The 19256-nt window shown below is 60.2% G+C and carries 21 protein-coding genes, 1 tRNA gene and 1 pseudogene; 19 read left to right on the forward strand and 4 right to left on the reverse strand.

Annotated features, from left to right (window positions below; translation table 11 throughout):
* Positions 1-165: 165 nt before the first annotated feature.
* The 9 genes from CPter91_RS10930 (at position 166) to CPter91_RS10970 (ending at position 9865) form a co-directional block, all read left to right on the forward strand.
* Positions 166-1056 carry a branched-chain amino acid ABC transporter permease gene (locus CPter91_RS10930; RefSeq protein ID WP_061940114.1) on the forward strand — a complete coding sequence of 297 codons (891 nt, stop codon included), beginning with the start codon at positions 166-168 and terminating at the stop codon, positions 1054-1056.
* Between the two features lie 2 nt (positions 1057-1058).
* Positions 1059-3047, forward strand: coding sequence for a branched-chain amino acid ABC transporter ATP-binding protein/permease (locus CPter91_RS10935; RefSeq protein WP_061940117.1), 1989 nt, complete (start codon positions 1059-1061; stop codon positions 3045-3047).
* A 1-nt stretch (position 3048) separates the two neighbouring features.
* Positions 3049-3774, forward strand: coding sequence for an ABC transporter ATP-binding protein (locus CPter91_RS10940; RefSeq protein ID WP_061940119.1), 726 nt, complete (start codon positions 3049-3051; stop codon positions 3772-3774).
* 194 nt (positions 3775-3968) lie between these two features.
* Positions 3969-4739 (forward strand): hypothetical protein, encoded by a 771-nt coding sequence (locus CPter91_RS10945; protein ID WP_061946109.1) that lies wholly within the window; start codon positions 3969-3971, stop codon positions 4737-4739.
* 262 nt (positions 4740-5001) lie between these two features.
* Positions 5002-7863, forward strand: a complete 2862-nt coding sequence (locus tag CPter91_RS10950) for a putative bifunctional diguanylate cyclase/phosphodiesterase (protein WP_236906006.1) — start codon at positions 5002-5004, stop codon at positions 7861-7863.
* A 90-nt stretch (positions 7864-7953) separates the two neighbouring features.
* Entirely contained in the window at positions 7954-8553 is a 600-nt protein-coding gene (locus CPter91_RS10955; RefSeq protein ID WP_061940123.1) for a LysE/ArgO family amino acid transporter, read from the forward strand.
* Between the two features lie 110 nt (positions 8554-8663).
* The gene (locus CPter91_RS10960) at positions 8664-8975 is read left to right on the forward strand and encodes a Dabb family protein (protein ID WP_061940125.1); all 312 of its coding nucleotides are present in this window, start codon (positions 8664-8666) and stop codon (positions 8973-8975) included.
* An 8-nt stretch (positions 8976-8983) separates the two neighbouring features.
* Positions 8984-9412 carry a PaaI family thioesterase gene (locus tag CPter91_RS10965; RefSeq protein WP_061940127.1) on the forward strand — a complete coding sequence of 143 codons (429 nt, stop codon included), beginning with the start codon at positions 8984-8986 and terminating at the stop codon, positions 9410-9412.
* A 27-nt stretch (positions 9413-9439) separates the two neighbouring features.
* Entirely contained in the window at positions 9440-9865 is a 426-nt protein-coding gene (locus CPter91_RS10970) for a GNAT family N-acetyltransferase (RefSeq protein WP_061940129.1), read from the forward strand.
* Positions 9866-9908: 43 nt separating this feature from the next.
* Here CPter91_RS10970 and CPter91_RS10975 read toward each other — a convergent pair whose 3' ends face one another.
* The 3 genes from CPter91_RS10975 to ygfZ are packed head-to-tail and all read right to left on the reverse strand — an operon-like array spanning position 9909 to position 11702.
* Positions 9909-10694, reverse strand: a complete 786-nt coding sequence (locus tag CPter91_RS10975) for an NRDE family protein (RefSeq protein ID WP_061940131.1) — start codon at positions 10692-10694, stop codon at positions 9909-9911.
* Entirely contained in the window at positions 10685-10978 is a 294-nt protein-coding gene (locus CPter91_RS10980; RefSeq protein ID WP_061940133.1) for a DUF4936 family protein, read from the reverse strand. Before CPter91_RS10980 ends, CPter91_RS10975 begins: the two co-directional genes overlap by 10 nt.
* 7 nt (positions 10979-10985) lie before the next feature.
* Positions 10986-11702, reverse strand: a complete 717-nt coding sequence (gene ygfZ, locus CPter91_RS10985; protein ID WP_470294985.1) for a CAF17-like 4Fe-4S cluster assembly/insertion protein YgfZ — start codon at positions 11700-11702, stop codon at positions 10986-10988.
* Positions 11703-11714: 12 nt separating this feature from the next.
* On the opposite strand from ygfZ, the gene CPter91_RS27860 reads away from it, so the two are divergent.
* The 9 genes and pseudogenes from CPter91_RS27860 to CPter91_RS11025 all read left to right on the forward strand — a co-directional run bounded on the left by CPter91_RS27860 (position 11715) and on the right by CPter91_RS11025 (position 17973).
* Positions 11715-12131, forward strand: coding sequence for a hypothetical protein (locus CPter91_RS27860; RefSeq protein ID WP_470294986.1), 417 nt, complete (start codon positions 11715-11717; stop codon positions 12129-12131).
* A 29-nt stretch (positions 12132-12160) separates the two neighbouring features.
* Positions 12161-13141, forward strand: a complete 981-nt coding sequence (gene mltG / locus CPter91_RS10990; protein WP_061940135.1) for an endolytic transglycosylase MltG — start codon at positions 12161-12163, stop codon at positions 13139-13141.
* Between the two features lie 68 nt (positions 13142-13209).
* Positions 13210-13839, forward strand: a complete 630-nt coding sequence (gene tmk / locus CPter91_RS10995) for a dTMP kinase (protein WP_061940137.1) — start codon at positions 13210-13212, stop codon at positions 13837-13839.
* A gap of 22 nt (positions 13840-13861) precedes the next feature.
* A complete protein-coding gene (locus tag CPter91_RS11000) occupies positions 13862-14905 on the forward strand; it encodes a DNA polymerase III subunit delta' (protein ID WP_061940139.1) in 1044 nt (347 codons plus the stop codon).
* A gap of 20 nt (positions 14906-14925) precedes the next feature.
* Positions 14926-15306: a PilZ domain-containing protein gene (locus tag CPter91_RS11005; RefSeq protein ID WP_061946111.1), complete on the forward strand. Its 381-nt coding sequence runs from the start codon at positions 14926-14928 to the stop codon at positions 15304-15306.
* Positions 15307-15360: 54 nt separating this feature from the next.
* Positions 15361-15873: a GNAT family N-acetyltransferase gene (locus CPter91_RS11010; RefSeq protein ID WP_061940141.1), complete on the forward strand. Its 513-nt coding sequence runs from the start codon at positions 15361-15363 to the stop codon at positions 15871-15873.
* An 81-nt stretch (positions 15874-15954) separates the two neighbouring features.
* Positions 15955-16539, forward strand: a complete 585-nt coding sequence (rdgB, locus tag CPter91_RS11015; RefSeq protein ID WP_061940143.1) for an RdgB/HAM1 family non-canonical purine NTP pyrophosphatase — start codon at positions 15955-15957, stop codon at positions 16537-16539.
* Positions 16536-17791, forward strand: a pseudogene (hemW, locus tag CPter91_RS11020) (radical SAM family heme chaperone HemW). The gene rdgB and the pseudogene hemW overlap by 4 nt, the downstream one beginning before the upstream one ends.
* A gap of 92 nt (positions 17792-17883) precedes the next feature.
* Positions 17884-17973: transfer RNA gene (locus CPter91_RS11025), tRNA-Ser, on the forward strand.
* Positions 17974-18050: 77 nt separating this feature from the next.
* Here CPter91_RS11025 and CPter91_RS11030 read toward each other — a convergent pair.
* The gene (locus CPter91_RS11030) at positions 18051-18689 is read right to left on the reverse strand and encodes a LysE family translocator (protein ID WP_061940145.1); all 639 of its coding nucleotides are present in this window, start codon (positions 18687-18689) and stop codon (positions 18051-18053) included.
* Between the two features lie 153 nt (positions 18690-18842).
* Between CPter91_RS11030 and CPter91_RS11035 the strand changes: the two genes are divergently transcribed.
* Positions 18843-19256, forward strand: a complete 414-nt coding sequence (locus CPter91_RS11035) for a PPC domain-containing DNA-binding protein (protein ID WP_061940147.1) — start codon at positions 18843-18845, stop codon at positions 19254-19256.

Here is a 19256-nt window from a genome sequence, read left to right on the forward strand (position 1 = left end):
CTGCGCAGCAAATCCGGCCCGTGCGCCGGATTTGCTGCATCTGAAGTAGTTGCCGCTGTTGCTGCATTTGCTGTTGTTGCTGCATTTGCAGCAGTACTGCGGTTTGTCGCTTGTGCTCGCGTGTGTTTTACTTCGCTTCCCGGCGATGTCTCTTGGATATACATCATGGAAATCCTGCTGCAACTGGTCTTTAGCGGTATCGCGCTAGGCATGATCTACGCCGTCATCGCATTCGGCTATCAACTCACCTTCGCCACGTCCGGCACCCTCAATTTCGGCCAGGGCGAAGCCCTGATGCTGGGCGCGCTGGTCGGCCTCAGCCTGGTCGGCAACATTCACGGCGGCCCTTACCTGAACTACTGGCTGATGATCCCGGTAGTGATCGTGTTCGGTGCGCTGCAAGGCGTGGTGGTCGAATGGATAGGCGTGCGGCCGGCGCTCAAGATCAAGTCCGAATTCGGCTGGATCATGTCGACTATTGCGCTGGCGATCATCTTCAAGAACGTCGCTGAAAACATCTGGGGCAAGGATGACCTGACTTTCCCGACGCCGCTGTCGGCGACGCCGTTCCAGGTGCTCGGCGCCAATGTCCAGCCGATGCAGATCGTGGTGGTGCTGGGCGCGCTGGCGATGATGCTGGCGGTGGAAATGTTCAATCGCAAATCGATTTACGGCAAGGCGGTGGTGGCTACTTCTAACGATCGCGATGCCGCCGGCCTGATGGGCATCAATACCAGCATGGTGATCACCTTTTCCTACGCCTTGTCGTCGGCCACGGCGGCCTTTGCCGGCGTGCTGGTAGCACCGCTGACGCTGACCGGCGCCACCATGGGCACCTCGCTCGGTCTCAAGGCGTTCGCGGTGGCGATCATCGGCGGCCTCACCTCCGGCATGGGCGCGATCGTCGGCGGCCTGATCCTGGGCATCGCCGAGACCCTGACCGGCTTCTATATTTCCACCGGCTACAAGGAAGTGCCGGGCCTGGTGCTGCTGTTGCTGGTGCTGGCGATCAAGCCGGCTGGACTGTTCGGCAAGACTGCCATCAAGAAGGTGTGAAGATGAGTAAAAAGTTATTCGCACTGTCGATCGCAGGCATCGTGCTGCTGCTGGCGTTCCCGCAAGTTTTCCCGAATCCGTACTACATCCATCTGGCGGAAACCATCCTGATCTACGCCATCCTGCTGTTCGGGCTGGATATCGTGGTCGGCTATACCGGCCAGGTGTCGCTGGGCCATGCCGGCCTGTTCGGCATCGGTTCTTATACCACCGGCGTGCTGGTGTTCAAGCTGGGCTGGCCTTTCCTGATCGCGGCCCCGGCCAGCCTGGCGGTGACGGCCTTGTTCGGCGCCATCCTGGCCTTGCCGGCGCTGCGTGTGACCGGGCCGTACCTGGCCATGGTGACGCTGGCGTTCGGCACCATCATCCAGATCCTGATCAATGAAATGAGTTTCCTGACCGACGGACCGATGGGCATCAAGCTGACCAAGCCCGTGTTCTTCGGCCATCGTCTCGACGAGGTTGATTATTTCTACCTGGTGGCGGCGCTGATGGTGCTGTCGCTGATCGTGGTCCACCGGATCGTCAAATCGCATCTCGGACGTGCCTTCCAGGCATTGCGCGACAGCCCGATCGCCTCGGATTGCATGGGCGTCTCGGTGTACCGCTACAAGGTCATCGCCTTCGTGATCAGCGCCGCGCTGGCCGGCCTGGCGGGCAGCCTGTATGCCTATTCGGAAGAATACATCTCGCCGAATACCTACAACTTCGAGCTGACTATCCTGTTCTTGCTGGCGGTCATCATGGGCGGCCGCAAGAGCCGTATCGGCTCCTTGCTGGGGGCGCTGATCGTGGTCATGCTGCCGAGCCTGCTGGCCGATATCGATCTGTTCCGCCAGATCGCCACCGCGGCGGCCGTGATCGGCGTGCTGGCGAGCGCCTTCCTGCTGTGGAAAAAGCGCAAGACTGTGCGCGAGTTGGCGGTGCCCCTGGCCGCTACCCTCGGCATGGCGATCTTTTCCTACCGCCTGGAAAACATCACCGACTGGCGTCTGACGATCTTCGGCGTGATGACACTGTTCGTGGTGTATTACCTGCAGGACGGGATTGTCGGCTTCGCCCGCAATCTGCTGGGCCAGAAAGCGGCCGCCGGCGGCAAGCCGGTCACGCTTGCGGCCAATCCTGAACAGGCCTGGGGACCGGCGGTCGGCGGCGGCGCCAGCGGCAGCACGCTGCTCAGCGGCCAGAAGATCCTGATGCAGTTCGGCGGTCTCAAGGCCTTGAACGAGGTCAACCTGGACATCGTCAAAGGCAGCGTGCACGGCCTGATCGGACCAAACGGTTCCGGCAAGAGCACCATGATGAACGTCCTTACCGGGATCTACAAACCGACCGCCGGCAAAGTCGAATTCAACGGCAAGACGATTTCCGGCACGACGCCGGCGGCGATTGCGCTGGGCGGCGTGGCCCGTACTTTCCAGAACGTGCAGCTGTTCGGCGAAATGACGGCCACCGAAAACGTCCTGGTCGGCTTGCATCACACCTTCCGCAGCAATGTGCTGGACGTGATCTTCAATACGCCACGCTACCGGCGTGAAGAGCAGCAGGCACGGCAGCGCGCCGCCAGCATCCTGGAATTCGTCGGCCTCGGCGAACTGGCCGGCGAAGAGGCGCGCAACCTGCCGTATGGCAAGCAGCGCCTGCTGGAAATCGGCCGTGCGCTAGGCTTGAATCCGCAACTGCTGTTGCTGGATGAACCGGCAGCAGGCCTGACGGCGCCAGACATCAAGGAGTTGATCGCGATCATCCACAAGATCCGCCAGCACGGCATCACGATTATCCTGATCGAACATCACATGGATGTCGTGATGTCGATTTCGGACATTGTGACGGTGCTCGATTTCGGCCAGAAAATCGCCGAAGGCAAGCCTGCCGCGGTGCAGAGCGATCCCAAGGTGATCGAAGCCTATCTCGGCGGCAGCGCCGGCGAAGACGCTGCCAGCGTCGATGCCGCCGGTGCGCCATCCACTTCCAAGCCAGCGGGGTTATAAGATGCTTTCGATTTCCAATCTGCATGCAGCCTACGGCAAAGTCGAGGTATTGCACGGCATTTCGCTGGATGTGCCGAAAGGCAAGGTGGTGACCCTGATCGGCTCCAACGGCGCCGGCAAGACCACCACCATGCGTGCCGTCTCCGGCATGATCAAGGCCAAGTCCGGAAGCGTGACCCTGGCCGGGGTCAACGTCACCGGCCTGGCCTCGCACAAGATCGCCCGCGCCGGCCTGGCCCATTCGCCTGAAGGGCGACGCGTGTTCGCCACCATGAGCGTGGTCGACAATCTGTTGCTGGGCGCTTTTCCGCGCTTTACCCGCATGCGTCCGCGCGGCGACATCAAGCTCGACCTGGAGCGCGCGCTGGAACTGTTTCCGCGCCTGAAAGAGCGGCAAAGCCAGCTGGCCGGCACCTTGTCCGGCGGCGAACAGCAGATGCTGGCGATGGCGCGCGCGGTCATGCTCAATCCCGAGGTAATCCTGCTGGATGAGCCATCGATGGGGCTGGCGCCGATTCTGGTGGAGGAAGTGTTCCGCATCATTTCGCGGCTCAAGGCGGAGGGCGTGACGATGCTGCTGGTGGAACAGTTCGCCGCCGCTGCCTTGAACGTCGCCGACTATGGCTATGTGCTGGAAAACGGGCGGATTTCCGTGCACGGTCCGGCCGAGAAGCTGAAGAACGATCCGGCGGTGAAGGCGGCGTATCTGGGCGGCGCGCAGCACTGAATTGGCGCAATTTGTTGATGGCGGGAAATTAATATTGTTGAGTAGTCATTGAACGTGAATAATATGCTACTAGTGGCGTAAACACGTGCAGGGTTTAGTTTTCTACAGTGGGCTGAACGTGAGAATCTGGCAATACCGTAATGCAATACGTGCATAAAACGGTCAACCATGTTTTCTATTTCGGAGCACTTAACATGAAACAAGACCATTCAGTTATCACGTCCGGCCACGTCATCGACGACAGCAGCACGTCGTCGCCATCGCCCGCAAAAAGCGCAATGGCGGCGCAGCGCGAGCAGCGCTTGCCGTTCACTATCCGTATTGTCAGGGATGAGCAGGCATTGCAGAAAGCGGTCGGGATCCGGCATGCTGCCTACAGCCGTCACCTGCCGGAGCTGGCCCGCAACCTGCAGCAGTTCGAGCAGGCGGATCTCGCTGACGACACCATCATCCTGTTGGCAGAATCCAAGTTCGACGGCTCCTCTTTAGGCACGATGCGCATCCAGACCAACCATGATCGGCCTTTGGTGCTGGAGCAGTCGGTTACCCTTCCGGCGTGGCTGCAAGGACGGCATCTGGCGGAGGCAACGCGTTTGGGGGTTGCGTCGGGACAGATCGGCAAGATGGTGAAAACCTTGCTGTTCAAAGCCTATTTTCTGTACTGTGTCGAGAACGGCATCGACTGGATGGTGATTACGGCGCGCTCGCCGCTAGACCGGCAATATGATGCCTTGCTGTTTCAGGATGTCTTTTCTGGCGGCCAGTTTATTCCTATGCAGCATGTCGGCATGCTGCCGCATCGTGTCATGGCATTCGAGGTGGCCACAGCCAGAACGCGCTGGAGCGCTGCCGCCCATCCATTGTTTGCCTTGATGTTTGAGATTCATCATGCAGATCTGATGCTTGAGCGGCCCTCCAATTTACTAAGCATCTCTCATTCCATATTTGGTCACAGTAATCTTTGAGGGAAAGAAAAGGGATAATCGTTTCCGTGGCATAGTCATTTGGTTCAGTATTGTTAAATAATGATTGTGAGAGGGTGTTATTGTTGTTGAAAAAAAATAATGTGGCTTTTTTTACAGTACAGTAGAACCCTCTCACTCTACGGACGCGATGTTTATGTGGCTATTCCATGCCGACACGCCGAAAAAACTTAGCGACAACCTTAAGCCAAGGGATTGGCTAGGGTTCTATTTTTCGGTTGTTTTGGTGCCAGCGCTGGTTGTCTTGTTTACGATCCTCGCGTTCGTTACGCTGGATAGCCGCTTTGGGCACAGGGATCCGGTGTCGTCGCCCTTGCAGGTGTTGAGCGATCCGGAGCAGAGCCTGGCGCCAGAGCAGGCATTTCAGAAGCTGATGGATGCTCCCCACAAGGCTTATCAAAATACGCAATTGCTGGAAACGCCTTTCTGGTTTTCCTTCATGGTGCTGCCGGCAGCCGATTCCGGCACGGTGCAAGTGGAGCTGCCATCGCGCCACGCGCAGCAGGTAAGCTGCTGGGCAGACCAGGGCCGGCGTCTGCTCGGGAGCGGTAGCCGTACCGGCAACGATGGCCAGGTCAAAGCTGAAAAGACGGGATTCATCCTGTCGCTGGCGCCCCAGGCCTTGCCTGTGAGCGTGCTGTGCAAGGGTGTTTTTTCCGGCCCGGCGCGAATTTCCGTGCGTCAATGGAGTATTCCGGATTTTGAACAGTCGCAGAAGGAATTTTATCGCGGTATAGGCCTGATGGAAGGCGGCTTGCTGACCCTGACCCTGTTCGTGCTGGTGGCGGCGCTCATCAACCGCGAGTGGATGTATGTCTTGTTTGCCGTTTGGCTGCTGGGCAACCTGCGGCTCGGCGCGAATGCTATGGGATGGGATGCGCACTGGCTGATATGGACCATTCCCAACCAGTGGCTGCCGTGGCTGCGCAAGCTGACCTTCGCCACTTATTACATCGTCACCTTCACCTTGTTTGGCAGGCTGTTTCAGAATGAGTTGAAGCAGGTCGGCTTCGTTTTCCTGCAAAATGTTTTACGCTGGCTTGGCGGGCTGCTGCTGGTGGCTGCCTTATTGCTGTCGTACCAGCGTTTCCTGCCGGTGCTATGGTGCTGGACAGTCGCCGGCATCCTGATATTGATCTTCCTGCTGGCGCGTATCGTCTGGAAAGCCCGCACCCGGGCAGTACTCTGGTATTGCGCATCGATGTTTGTCGTACTGTTCACCCGGGTGGATGAAGTGGTGGCCGCCGCATTCGGCATCAAGACACTGGATGAAGTCCCGAATAACGTGATTGTGGCGTTGCTGTCAAGCCTGATGGCATCGTTTGCATTCGCCGAACAGATGCGTGCGGGGAAGCGCGAACTGGCCTTGGTCCAGGCTGAGTTGCGTACTACCTATGAGGTCACGCCGATCGGCTTGTTTACCCTTTCTGCAGATGGCAGTTTCGTGCGCACCAATCCTGCGCTGGAAAAAATACTGGGCCACGATGCCGGGACCCCGTGGCTAAAAAAATGGGATGATTATTTCCAACCTGGCGCCCATGACAAACTATGGCGCATCGTTTCCGGCAGCGGCGGCAATGAGGCCGAGTTGCGCGGGGTTGCCGATGCCAGCGGCAGGGCGAGCACCTATCTGGTTACAGCGACTTTTGCCAACGGCCGCATCGAAGGCTCGCTGCAAGATATCAGCGATCGTTCCGACGCCGTCGAGCGATTGCGCTTCCTGGCCGAGCACGACCCGTTGACCGGCGTGCTGAACCGGCGCGGCATTGAAATCATGCTGGAGCGGGCCATTGCACGCCAGTGCGACGAGCGGCCGCTGGCGCTGGCTTACCTTGACCTGGACCGTTTCAAGCTGATCAACGATCTGTTCGGTCATCAATCCGGCGATGAAGTGTTGAAGCAGCTGTGTGAAAGGGTCGAACAGTCGCTGGGCGAGGGCAATCACATCGGCCGCATCGGCGGCGATGAATTCATCATCCTGTTCCAGGACGTGGAGATTGGCGCCGCCACCAAGATCTGTTCCGCCATCATCCAGAAAATCAGCTACCAGTCGTATCACATAGGCGCGCGCGCCTTCCAGGTCAAGGGTTCGATCGGGTTGGTCGAGGTGGATGCCGGCATGCGGGTGCAGGACGCCATTTCCGCAGCAGACCGCGCCTGCCGCGAAGCCAAGAAAGCCCATAACGAGCATATCGTGGTGTATCACAAGAATGCGCCGGTGTTCCGCGAGCGGCTGGAAGAACTCAGCCTGATCGAAAGACTGGGCGGCGAATTCCTGCCCTCCGGCCTGTTTGTCGAAATGCAGCCGATCATGTCGCTGCAGCATCCGGAAGACTCGCTCAATTTCGAGGTCTTGCTCAGGCTGCGCGACGCCGACAACAAGGTGGTGCCGGCCACCCGGGTGATTGCGGCGGCGGAGGAAAACGGCAGTATCGCGGTGATCGACCGCTGGGTCATGGCGACCGTGCTGGAGTGGCTCGACCAGCACCAGGCACAGCTGCCGCTGACCAAGTTCGTTTGCGTGAACCTGAGCGGCGCTTCGCTCAACGATGAAAAATTCATCCAGGATCTTTTCGTGATCCTGGAAAAACATCTGCGCGTGGTGCCTTTACTGTGCATCGAGGTCACCGAAAGCGTGGCGCTGCACGATCTTGACCATACCAGCCGCATCATCGAGCGGCTGCAGGCGCTGGGCGCCAAGGTGGCGCTGGACGATTTCGGCGCCGGCTATACTTCCTTCACCTATCTCAAGAGCCTGTCGGCGGATGCCTTGAAAATCGATGGCGCATTCATTCAAAGCATGAACATGCACCCGGCCAACGAGGCGATCGTGGAAGCGATCGTCGAACTGGCCCGCAATCTCGGCATGAAGAGCATCGCCGAGTGGGTCGAGGACTGCGCCATGATCGAGGCGCTGGCCAAGCTGGGCGTCGATTACGTGCAAGGGTTTATTGTCGCCAAGCCGCAATCGCCCGACGCCATCCTGCAGGCCAGTTCCGCCGCCAGTTTCATTACCGACCCCGACGTGGCGCGTTTCGTCGCCGCGCGGCGCAAGGGCGGGGTCGAAAGCGCGGACGGCGGCAAATGGTCTTCCAAGCTGCATTGACAGAGCGGCCATGAGGCTAGTGCCACGCTGGTTTACAATGCCGGACCCGGGCCAATGCGCTTGCCTGGAATTTATTGATGTTGGAGATGCATGACTGCTGCAATTTCGGGTTTTTCCCTTTCCCTGTCGCTGATCCTGGCGATCGGTTCGCAAAACGCCTTCGTTCTCAAGCAGGGACTGAAGCGCGAGCATGTGTTCTGGGTCTGCCTGACCTGCGCCGTCTCCGACGCCATCCTGATCTTGTTGGGCGTGACCGGCCTGGCGATCGTGATCAAGCAAGCGCCGTGGCTGACCAGCGCCATGCGCTACGGCGGCGCCGCCTTCCTGTTCCTGTACGGCGCACGCAGCTTTTACACTGCCTGGAAATCGTCGGCCGTGCTGCAGCAGGGCGAAGATACCCAAGCTGCTTTACTGCCGACCTTGCTGACTTGCGCGGCGCTGACCTGGCTCAATCCGCACGTCTATCTCGATACGGTCTTGCTGATCGGTTCCATCTCTACCCAGTTCCCAGACGACAAAGCCGGGTTTGCCGGCGGCGCCATGCTGGCTTCGCTGGTGTTCTTTTTTGCGCTCGGCTATGGCGCCGCCTTGCTGCGGCCGATCTTCGCCAAGCCGCTTTCCTGGCGCATACTGGAAGTCGTGGTAGGGCTCACCATGTGGACGATTGCCTATAAATTGCTGACCGAGTAAACCGGCGACTGGAAGCAGCGCCGCGCCAAGAATGTAAAATGACGGATTGGCCGCGGCACTAGCGTTTCAGGAGTGCGCGGCATTCATTCCTATCAGAAGGCAGAGATCCCATGAGCGCGACCCTCAAACACATCGTATTGTGGAAATTGAAAGACCACGCCGAAGGCGCCGATAAGGCCAGCAATGCGCTGAAGCTCAAGGCCCTGCTGGACAGCTGCGCGGGCATCGTACCCGGCATGATCAGGTTCGAAGCGATAGTGGCCCAGCCTGGTCTGGAAGCGACTTACGACGTCTTGCTGAATTCCGAATTCGCATCTCAGGCGGCGCTGGACGCCTACCAGAACCATCCGGCCCACGTCGCCATCAAGCCCTTCTTCGGCGCCGTGCGCGAAGCGCGCCAATGCATGGATTACCTGAGCTGAGCGGCCGCATGTTTCCTTCTCACGTTTTTCCGATCGATAATCCCTTCCTGAGCTATCTCGGCGTCGAATTCGTCGATATGGGCGAGGGCGCCGCCGAGCTGGCGCTGACTTTGCAGCCGCATCACATGAACAGCTGGCAGGTCACGCATGGCGGCGTCTCGATGACCATGCTGGATGTGGTCATGGCGCTGGCCGGACGCTCGCTCTTGCCGCAGTCCGAAGCGGCCGTTACCGTCGAGATGAAAACCAGTTTCCTGCAGCCGGCGGGGCGCAGCGGCGCCCGGCTGGTGGCCAAGGGCCGGGCTTTTCACCAATCCACCACCATGTGTTTTTGCGAAGCCGAGCTATGGCACGGCGATCATCTGGTGGCAAAGGCCATGGGCACTTTCAAATATCTGCGGCACAACCGCGCCGCGCTCAAAATCAAGCCGGGCTGATAGCCAATAACGAGAAATACTTACAATATGAAATTTCATCTGACAGTCGACAACTGGGCGGTGCAGAAGGCAGATGCACGCGCAGTGCGTTTCGACGTATTCGTGATCGAGCAAAACATTCCGGTCGAGCTGGAATGGGACGATATGGATGAGCACTGCGTGCATGCGGTCGCCCATGACGAGAGCGGCTATGCCGTCGGCACCGGCCGTCTGCTGCCCGACGGTCATATCGGCCGCATGGCGGTGCGCGCGGCGGGACGCGGGCAGGGCATAGGTGCAGCAATCCTGCAAGCCTTGATGGCGCAGGCGCGCCAGCGCGGCGACCGCGAAGTGGTGCTGAATGCGCAGACCCAGGCAGAAGCGTTTTACGGCCGCCACGGCTTTGTCCGCGATGGCGAGGAGTATTACGAAGCGGGGATTGCGCACGTCTGCATGCGCCACGTTTTCGCCTGATTGCTGCTCCTGCCTGCGCAGAGCGGCAGGCAGGTGTTCACCGTCAGCGCGTACAGCGTCCCGCGGATTTGGACGGCGCGTGCGTGCGGCAGGGCGCGCCTGAGGGCGTTGCAATGCGCTCGTGCAGCATGGCGCTGCCATTCGCCTTCAGTCGCACGATGGTGGATGCGCGCGTGCCGTAATCCGGCGATTCGATGAACACCGCCGACAGCATGCGTTCGGTTTCAATGTTGACGCCGGTAGATGGTAGACGGCAATCGCCGGAACGCGTGGTATCGCTGAGCATGTCGAAGAAGCAGGCATCGGGCGCGCCCTGGCACAGCAGGCTGGAGAATTGTGCCTTGGTGCGTACCACCTTGGGCCAGCACACGTCCAGCGTCGCGTTCGACAAGCCATACACGCCGGGCGCCAAAGGCTGGCCATTGCGCGGATCGTCCTCGCCTTTGTTGGAATACCAGATCAGCTGGCTGCCGTCGCCGACCAGCAGATTGAAGCCATTGAAGCGCGCTGCGTCGACGGCGATTTCAGCGACATATTCCGCCGCCGTTTTTTTACTGGACAGGAAATCCGCTACCAGTGCGCCGCGGCTGGGGGCATCGGGCCGCCGTTCCGACGGCGCCCGGACATTGGTGATGGCGGCAAAGCGGCCGCCGCGGGTGATGCCGATCCAGGTGCCGCCATCCTGCAGGTCACGGCCGGCATAGATGTCGGGCTGGTCTTCCCACCAGCTGGCGGCAGCGCTCGGACGCGCATAGAATTCATCGCGGTTGGCGGCGGCTATCAGCGGCGAGCCAGGAATCACTTGCCACGCAAAAACGATCAAGCACATGATGAAATATTGACAAAAAATTCAGTATGACGAGGGCCGTCGATCAAGGCGGCGAGGCCGTGCTTGGCAACCGCCAGATCAATCACTTGGACGAAATCCGGCGGCACCGAAGAATACACTTCCATCCAGGTGTGGTGTTCATCTTTTATTTCCGCACTGCGCTTGAGCGCGGTATTGACCTGATGCTGCAGCGACAGTTCGGCCTGCATGGCTGCCGCGGCATGATCGAATTCCTGGGCGCGGCTGGCGGCGACCTTGTAATAGATATACAGATTGGTGCTCATCGCAGGCTCAGGCCGACAGTTCTGCATCGGTGACGTCGATGATCGAATACGGCAGCGCATGGAACTTCAGTTGCGGGCCATTGATCGAACCCAGGTGTACCGTCGTGCCGCCCTCGGTCGCCGCCAGCTTGATCTCCAGCAGGCACAGGCTGCTGTGCGCGCTATCGGCTTCGGCATTGACGATCATGCCGCAAGGCTGCTCTGGATCGTTGCTGGAAAATACTTCCGTGGCGGCGGCGATGCCGGTGGCTTCGACGCTGGCGAGGACCGCGCGGCGCTTGAGCTTGCCCAGGTACTGGCTGCGCGCGACGATTTCCTGGCCCGGATAGCAGCCCTTCTTGAAATTGACGCCGCCGACCACTTCAAAATTGATCATCTGCGGTACAAACTGTTCTTGCGTGGCTAGCGTGACCTGTGCAATGCCGGCGTGGATTTCGCTCAGGCGCCAAGCTTGCGCGCTGAGCGCCTGCAGGCTGCTGCTCAGCAGCGGCCAGGCGGCGATGGCAGTCTCGGGACTGGTGATCCACTGATAGCGCGGCGCGCCATCGGCGTCGGCGACGCGGATCAGGCTGCCGTACTGGTTGTCGATCTTGCCGTAGGGTGCATCCGGCAACGCGGGGAACCATGGCACCAGTGCAGCGGCAACAGCCTCGCCGGCAAGGCCGAGGACGACGTGCGCTTCAGTGACGTCGGCCAGCTTGGCCTTGGCACGCATGATGAACATCTGCAGACGCTTTTGCAGCGCCGCCTGCAACTCGCGCGGCAGCTGCAGGAAGATGCTGTCGCCACTCTTCCAGATCAGGAAGGTGGCCTGCAGGCGTCCCTTGGGCGAGCAATAGCCGGCCAGCCGCGCCTGTGCTGCGGTCAGGTTCTGGACGTCGTTGGTGAGCTGGGTGTGCAGGAAACTGGCGGCGTCTTCGCCGCTGGCGGCGATCAGGCCCAGTTCAGGCAGCGGGCAAAGAAAGACGGCTGGGTTGCGGCGGCGGCCGGCAACGCAGTCAATGTCTGTTGCTGCAGAAATTTCGACCAGATACTTGTTATTTCATTCATAAATTGTAAGCATTCCCAAAACAGCGATTATCATATTGGGTTGATTATAGTGATGTCGCAAAAAAGGCGTTGGGTTTCGCCGTTTTTGCGCCGCTTGAAATAATAGATGCAATAAATTCGGAGCGACCGGTCTTGTTTAAAAAACTATTGTTGTGGGTGATCTTGTTGGGCGGGGCGGCTACCGGCGGCGTAGCTTACTGGGCGCAGCAGCCGGTATTCGACGCCGGGCCGGTGCGGCCATTCACCATCCAGCCCGGTAGCACGCTGGCCAGTTCGGTAGAGCAGATAGACCAGGCCGGCGTCGGCGTCAATCCGCAATTGCTGGAGTTGCTGGCGCGGGTTACCGGCAAGGGCGGCAAGCTGAAGGCCGGCAGCTATGAGCTGAAACCCGGCGCCACGCCGCTGCGCCTGCTGACGCAGCTGGTGCGCGGCGAGTTTGCGCAAGAATCGCTGACCGTGATCGAAGGCTGGACCTTCCGCCAGATGCGCCAGGCAGTGGCGGCGCAAGCGGCGCTGAAGCACGATACGGTGGCCTTGTCGGATGCTGAACTGCTGGCAAAAATCAGTCCCAACTACAGCATGCCGGAAGGCTTGTTCTTCCCGGATACCTATCTGTTCGCCAAGGGCTCCAGCGATCTGCAGGTCTATAAGCAGGCGCATGCGTTGCTGCTCAAACGCCTGAACCAGGCTTGGGAAGGGCGCGACGCTACGCTGCCTTACAAGACGCCTTACGAGGCGCTGATCATGGCCTCCATCGTGGAAAAGGAAACCGGCCGCCGCGCTGACCGCAGCACGATTGCCGGGGTTTTCGTCAACCGTCTGAAGATCGGCATGCTGCTGCAAACCGATCCCACCGTGATCTATGGCATGGGCGAACAGTACCAGGGCATCATCCGCAAGCGCGACCTGACCACCGACACGCCCTATAACACCTACACGCGCGCCGGCCTGCCGCCGACCCCGATTGCCCTTCCAGGCGCAGAGTCGATCGCGGCAGCGCTGCATCCGGCGCAAACCGACGCCCTGTACTTCGTCGCCCGCGGCGATGGCAGCAGCCATTTTTCCAATAATCTTGGCGAGCACAACCAGGCGGTCAATCAGTATCAGCGCTAGATTTCCCGGCAATCGGCGATAATGGCAGCAACAGCAGCGTAATACCGTTTCATAAGCAGGTTAAAACAATGGCATCAGGAAAATTCATCACTTTTGAAGGCATAGACGGCGCCGGCAAGTCGACGCACATCGGCTTTGTCGCCGACTTGCTGCGCAGCCGCGGCCTGACCGTCGTCACCACCCGCGAACCGGGCGGCACCGCGCTGGGAGAAGCGCTGCGCGAAGTGCTGCTGCATCAGAAAATGCACTTGGAAACCGAAGCCATGCTGATGTTCGCGGCGCGCCGCGAGCACCTGGCGCAAGTCATCGAACCTGCGCTGGCGCGTGGCGACTGGGTCATTTCCGACCGCTTCAGCGACGCCACCTTCGCCTACCAGGGCGGCGGCCGGCAACTGCCGCTGGCCAAGCTGGAAGCGCTGGAGCAATGGGTGCATCCGCATCTGCAGCCAGACCTGACCTTGCTGTTCGACGTGCCGCTGGAAGTGGCGCGCGACCGTCTCGACGCCACCCGCACGCTGGACAAGTTTGAACAGGAAAAGTCGGACTTCTTTGCCGCCACCCGCGCCGAGTACCTGCGCCGCGCCGCCCAGTTTCCGGAACGCTTCCAGATCATCGACGCCACCCGCACCATTGCCGAGGTCCAGCAGACGCTGACCGGCATCATCGCAACATTATGTGTAGAACAGGCCAAGCCTTGAAGCAGACTGATAAGGTACATGCATGAGTAATACCTTGTTCCCCTGGCAGGGCGACGTCTGGCAGCAGCTGCAGCAGATGCGCGCGCGGCTGCCGCACGCGATCCTGTTCCATGGCGCCGAAGGCATAGGCAAAACCGTTTTTGCGGAACAGTTCGCGCAATCCCTGCTCTGCGAAACGCCGCAGCCGGATGGCCATGCCTGCGGCACATGCGGCTCTTGCGGCTGGTTCGTGCAGTACAACCACCCTGATTACCGCCGCGTGCGGCCGGAAATCCTGGACGGCGACGAGGCCGGCGAAGGCGATGGCAGCGAAGGCGAGGCGGGCGACGGCAAGAAGAGCGCCAAATCGGCCAAGGCGCCGTCCAAGGAAATCAAGATCGACCAGATCCGCGCCCTGGCCGGCTTCATGAACATCTCCACCCACCGCCAGGGCCAGCGCGTGGTGTTGCTGTATCCGGCCGAGGCGCTCAACACCGCCGCCGCCAATGCCTTGCTGAAGACGCTGGAGGAGCCGCCGCCGAATACCGTGTTCCTGCTCAGCTCCAACAGCCTCGACCGCCTGCTGCCGACCATCCTGTCGCGTTGCCGTAAATTCGCCATGCCGCTGCCGTCGCGCGAGCAGGCGCTGACCTGGCTGCGCCAGCAGGAGGTCAAGGATGCCGACGTCTGGCTGGACGAGCAGGGTGGCGCACCGCTGACCGCCTACGCGCAGTCGCAAAGCGAAGGGCGCGAGCTGATCGACGCGTTTTTGCAGCATTTGACCCGGCCCGGCATCGACGGCGCCCTGAAATGTGCCGAGCAGTTGCAGAAAACCCCGGTGGCCGAGCTGGTGGCCTGGCAACAACGTTGGCTGTACGACCTGTTTTCGCTTAAATTGTGCGGCACAATCCGGTATTATCCCCGGTATGAAAAAGCGCTGGCCGGATTGGCCGCGAAAGTCGAGACCGGCGCTTTGCTGCGGGCCTTGAAAAGCAGCAACGAGCGTCGCGCGATCGCCGACCATCCGCTCTCGGCGCGCCTGTTCATTGAAGAAATGCTGCTGGATTACGCCAGCATGTTTGCTTGAATTTTGCTTATAGGACGATGATGGCAGAGAACACCACAATCCCGGCCGAGCCGGTCAAACTATCCAGGCCGTCGGTATTGTCGCTGGTGATCAAGGAAAAATCGGCGCTATACGCTGCCTACATGCCATTCCTGGTCAATGGCGGCATCTTTGTGCCCACCAACAAGACCTATCACCTGGGCGATGAAATCTACCTGATCCTGAGCCTGATGGACGACGGCACCAAGTATCCGATCGCCGCCAAGGTGGCGTGGATCACGCCGAAGAACGCCAATAACAACAAGGCGCAGGGCGTCGGCGTGCATTTTCCGGACGACGACAGCGGCCAGCGGCTGCGCAAGCGGATCGAGGAAGTGCTCGGTTCGGCGCTGGGTTCGGCGCGTCCGACCCATACTTACTAAAGGCCGCCGGCGGCAACGATAGATATTCAGCATTAATACAGCACTATGGATCATATGGACTACAGCTTCAGACTCGCCACGCAGCAGGACTTGCCGGCGATTGTCGCCATCTACAACAGCACCGTCGCCTCGCGTGAAGTGACGGCCGATACCGAGCCGGTCACGGTGGCTTCGCGCCAGGCTTGGTTCGACCATCACAATCCGGAACGCCGCCCGCTGTGGGTGGTGGAGCAGGAGGGCGCCGGGGGGCAGAAGTCGCTGCTGGGTTGGCTGTCGTATTCCGATTTCTACGGCCGTCCGGCTTATTCCGGCACTGCCGAGCTGTCTATCTATATTCATGAAGATGCGCGCGGCAAGGGCATGGGTCGCTATTTGCTGGGGCAAGCCATTGCGCATGCTCCGAGCATCGGCGTGCATACTTTACTGGGTTTCGTCTTTGGCCATAACCAGCCGAGCCTGAAACTGTTCGATGCCTTCGGTTTCGAGCGCTGGGCCAACATGCCGCGCGTCGCTACCCTGGACGGCATCGAGCGCGATCTGGTGATCCTGGGCAAGCGCGTCGCCTGAGCGGCGATTGACGTCCCGTCCGATGTTTTCCCCTACCGGTGCTAAAGTACCGGTTTTCTCCTATTCTGTTTTGAGTTACCTATGTCGCGTACCCTGGTTCTAGCCTCCAACAACGCTGGAAAATTAAAAGAATTCGGCCAATTGCTGGCACAGATCGATTTCGATGTGCGTCCGCAGGGCGAATTCGACGTCCCCGAGGCGGAAGAACCCTACCTGACCTTTGTCGAAAACGCCCTGACCAAGGCCCGCCACGCCTCCCGCTTGACCGGCCTGCCGGCGCTGGCGGACGATTCCGGGGTCTGCGTCAACGCCCTCGGCGGCGCCCCTGGCGTGCTGTCGGCGCGCTATGCCGGCGAACCGAAGTCCGATGCCGCAAACAACCGCAAGCTGATCGCCGACCTGGCGTCGCATGCCGACAAATCGGCCTATTATTACTGTGTGCTGGTGTTTGTCCGCCATGCCGACGATCCGCAGCCGGTGATCGCCGACGGCCGCTGGAACGGCCAGATCATCAGCGAAGCGCGTGGCGCCGGCGGTTTCGGCTACGATCCTTTTTTCCTGATTAGCGAGCACAACAAGACTGCCGCCGAGTTTACCGCTGCCGAGAAGAATGCCATCTCGCACCGCGGCCAAGCTCTGCGTGCACTGGTAGAGAAACTGCGATGATCCCGATCAAGCCCATCGGCATGCCCGGCCAGGCCAAAAGCGCCCTGGCCGACAAGCCCTCTGCCGCAGCCCAGGCCGCGCTGGCCTATCTGCAGCCGGGCGCGCTCAGCCTGAGCGCCTTGCCGCCGCTGTCGCTGTACATCCATTTTCCCTGGTGCGTGAAGAAGTGCCCGTATTGCGATTTCAATTCGCACGAAGCCAAGGGCGGTTTTCCGGAAGAGGAATACCTGGCCGCCTTGCGCGCCGACCTGGAGGCCTCGCTGCCGCTGATCTGGGCCGCAAGATCTATACGATTTTCATCGGCGGCGGTACGCCCAGCCTGATGTCTGCGGCCGGGCTGGATCGTTTGATGTCGGACGTGCGCTCGCTGCTGCCGTTGGACGGCGCCGCGGAAATTACCATGGAAGCCAATCCGGGCACCTTTGAAGTCGAGAAGTTCAAGTCCTACCGCAACAGCGGCATCAACCGCCTGTCGATCGGCATCCAGAGCTTCAACGGCCGCCATCTGCAGGCACTGGGCCGGATCCACGACGACGGCGAAGCGCGCCGCGCGGTCGAGATCGCCCACGCGACTTTCGACAATTTCAATCTCGACCTGATGTATGCGCTACCGTCGCAGACGCTGGCAGAGGCGCAGCAAGACGTCGCCACCGCCATCGCCTTTGCGCCGCCGCACCTGTCGCTGTACCACCTGACGCTGGAGCCGAACACTTACTTCGCCAAGTATCCGCCGGTGATTCCCGACGACGACGCCAGCGCCGAAATGCAAGACATGATCGGCGCCCTTACCAGCACCGCCGGTTACGGCCATTACGAAGTCTCGGCCTACGCCCAGGCCGGACGCCAGGCGCGCCATAACCTGAACTACTGGCAGTTCGGCGATTATCTCGGCATCGGCGCCGGCGCCCACAGCAAGCTGTCGTTCCCGCACCGCGTGATCCGCCAGATGCGCTACAAGCAGCCCAAGGCTTATCTGGAACACAGCCGGCTCGGCAATGTGGTGCAGGAAGAAACCGAAATCGGCCGCGACGACCTCGGCTTTGAGTTCATGCTGAATGCGCTGCGCCTGAATGGCGGCTTCGAGGTCAACCTGTTCAGCGAACGCACCGGCCTGGCGCTGAACACGATAGAAAAATCGCTCAACCAGGCCGAAGCCAAGGGTTTGCTCTATCGCGACCACAAGATCATCAAGCCGACCGTGCTGGGGCAGCGGTTTTTGAATGATTTGCAGCAAATGTTCTTGCTGGATTGAGCTGTTTTCCTGGGTGGCCCCTAGGGAATTTGCATAAAAAGCCGGGCGGCCCTCGTTAAGTTGTTGCAAATTGGGTATAATTACGTCCTTCCGGAAGTGTGGCCGAGTGGTTGAAGGCACTAGTCTTGAAAACTAGCGACGGTTTATCCCGTTCGTGAGTTCGAATCTCACCGCTTCCGCCAGATACATGCAAAACGGCCCTTTATGGGCCGTTTTGCTTTTCCGGCAAGTCCGTTCCAAGCAATCGTTCCCGCATTGTTCAAATACCAGTTCTATGTGCCGTAAATAGCAACCGCAGCCCAAGCGCCGCAATGGCGCCGGCGGCGACGCGGTCGATCTTTGTTTTGGCTTTCAGGTACAGTTCGCGCGGCCGCTTGCTGGAAAAACACAGGGCGACGACCGTGTACCAGCCGGCTTCCACCGCAAACACCAGTGGCGGGAGGGCGAAATAGCACCACAGCGGCGGATGCTGCGGGAGCAGGGCGGCAAAGATGCTGCCATAGGCGACGGCGGTCTTCGGGTTGCTCAACTGCGTACTGAGCCCGACCCAGAAAGATCTGCGCAGGTCACCGCCGCCTGCCGCGTGTTCGCTGCTCAGGGCCAGTGGGGCCGCCGCGCCGCGCCAGATTTTCGACGCCAGGTAGAGCAGGTACAGGCCGCCGGCTATCTTGAGGCCCATGTAAAGCCAGCCCACGGTGGCCAGCAAGGTGTACAGCCCGACCAGGGCAATGCCGCTGAAGAAAACGCCGCCTAATCCCATGGCGACAGCCGTGGCCAGGCCGTCGCGGCGCGACAGACCTATCGAATGCCTGGCAACAATTACAAAACTCGGGCCCGGACTCATCGCCCCGATCAGTAATGCGGCAAGAATGGCTGCGATAGCGGCTAAGGGGCTCATTGCGGTATCTCCTCGGGAAGCGGGCGGGAATGCGTGATCGAATGAAATATTACACTTCCTGCTTGATCTGCGCTGTAACCGCGCTTCTGGCTCCCCGGCCACGCGCCATTCCATGTAATATATTTTCCAAACTTCTCTGGCGTAACGTCCTCCATGCAAACTCTTCCTCTACGCCTTACCCCTGGACAGGATCTACGCGCCACTCTGGGGGCTGTGCTGGCCGAGCATGGCGTGAGTGCGGCGTTTGTGCTCCAGGGCATCGGCAGCTTATCTCTTGCGCAGCTACGCTTTGCGGGGGCGAAACAGCCTACCGAACTGCGCTGCGACCTGGAGATACTGACGCTGGCCGGGTCGCTCTCGGTCGATGGCGCTCATCTCCATATGACGGTGGCCGATGGACAAGGACGGGTGCTGGGTGGGCATGTGGCGGCCGGATGCATCGTGCGCACGACGGCTGAGCTGCTGCTGGCCTTGTTGCCGGAACATCGCTTTAGCCGTGAAGCGGATGCGTTTTCCGGCTTCCATGAGTTGGCGATAGGGCCGCAATCGCGGCCGGATGGCGCTTGA

The organism is Collimonas pratensis (genome assembly GCF_001584185.1).
GTDB lineage: Bacteria > Pseudomonadota > Gammaproteobacteria > Burkholderiales > Burkholderiaceae_D > Collimonas > Collimonas pratensis.

Coding starts and splice junctions, on each gene's coding strand:
- CPter91_RS11030 (WP_061940145.1), bottom strand. CDS start 18,689: ATGAGCCCCTTAGCCGCTATCGCAGCCATTCTTGCCGCATTACTGATC.
- CPter91_RS10935 (WP_061940117.1), top strand. CDS start 1,059: ATGAGTAAAAAGTTATTCGCACTGTCGATCGCAGGCATCGTGCTGCTG.
- CPter91_RS10940 (WP_061940119.1), top strand. CDS start 3,049: ATGCTTTCGATTTCCAATCTGCATGCAGCCTACGGCAAAGTCGAGGTA.
- CPter91_RS11010 (WP_061940141.1), top strand. CDS start 15,361: ATGGACTACAGCTTCAGACTCGCCACGCAGCAGGACTTGCCGGCGATT.
- CPter91_RS10945 (WP_061946109.1), top strand. CDS start 3,969: ATGAAACAAGACCATTCAGTTATCACGTCCGGCCACGTCATCGACGAC.
- CPter91_RS10970 (WP_061940129.1), top strand. CDS start 9,440: ATGAAATTTCATCTGACAGTCGACAACTGGGCGGTGCAGAAGGCAGAT.
- CPter91_RS11035 (WP_061940147.1), top strand. CDS start 18,843: ATGCAAACTCTTCCTCTACGCCTTACCCCTGGACAGGATCTACGCGCC.
- CPter91_RS10960 (WP_061940125.1), top strand. CDS start 8,664: ATGAGCGCGACCCTCAAACACATCGTATTGTGGAAATTGAAAGACCAC.
- CPter91_RS11000 (WP_061940139.1), top strand. CDS start 13,862: ATGAGTAATACCTTGTTCCCCTGGCAGGGCGACGTCTGGCAGCAGCTG.
- CPter91_RS10955 (WP_061940123.1), top strand. CDS start 7,954: ATGACTGCTGCAATTTCGGGTTTTTCCCTTTCCCTGTCGCTGATCCTG.
- CPter91_RS10965 (WP_061940127.1), top strand. CDS start 8,984: ATGTTTCCTTCTCACGTTTTTCCGATCGATAATCCCTTCCTGAGCTAT.
- CPter91_RS10930 (WP_061940114.1), top strand. CDS start 166: ATGGAAATCCTGCTGCAACTGGTCTTTAGCGGTATCGCGCTAGGCATG.
- CPter91_RS10980 (WP_061940133.1), bottom strand. CDS start 10,978: ATGAGCACCAATCTGTATATCTATTACAAGGTCGCCGCCAGCCGCGCC.
- tmk (WP_061940137.1), top strand. CDS start 13,210: ATGGCATCAGGAAAATTCATCACTTTTGAAGGCATAGACGGCGCCGGC.
- ygfZ (WP_470294985.1), bottom strand. CDS start 11,702: ATGTTCATCATGCGTGCCAAGGCCAAGCTGGCCGACGTCACTGAAGCG.
- rdgB (WP_061940143.1), top strand. CDS start 15,955: ATGTCGCGTACCCTGGTTCTAGCCTCCAACAACGCTGGAAAATTAAAA.
- CPter91_RS11005 (WP_061946111.1), top strand. CDS start 14,926: ATGGCAGAGAACACCACAATCCCGGCCGAGCCGGTCAAACTATCCAGG.
- CPter91_RS10975 (WP_061940131.1), bottom strand. CDS start 10,694: ATGTGCTTGATCGTTTTTGCGTGGCAAGTGATTCCTGGCTCGCCGCTG.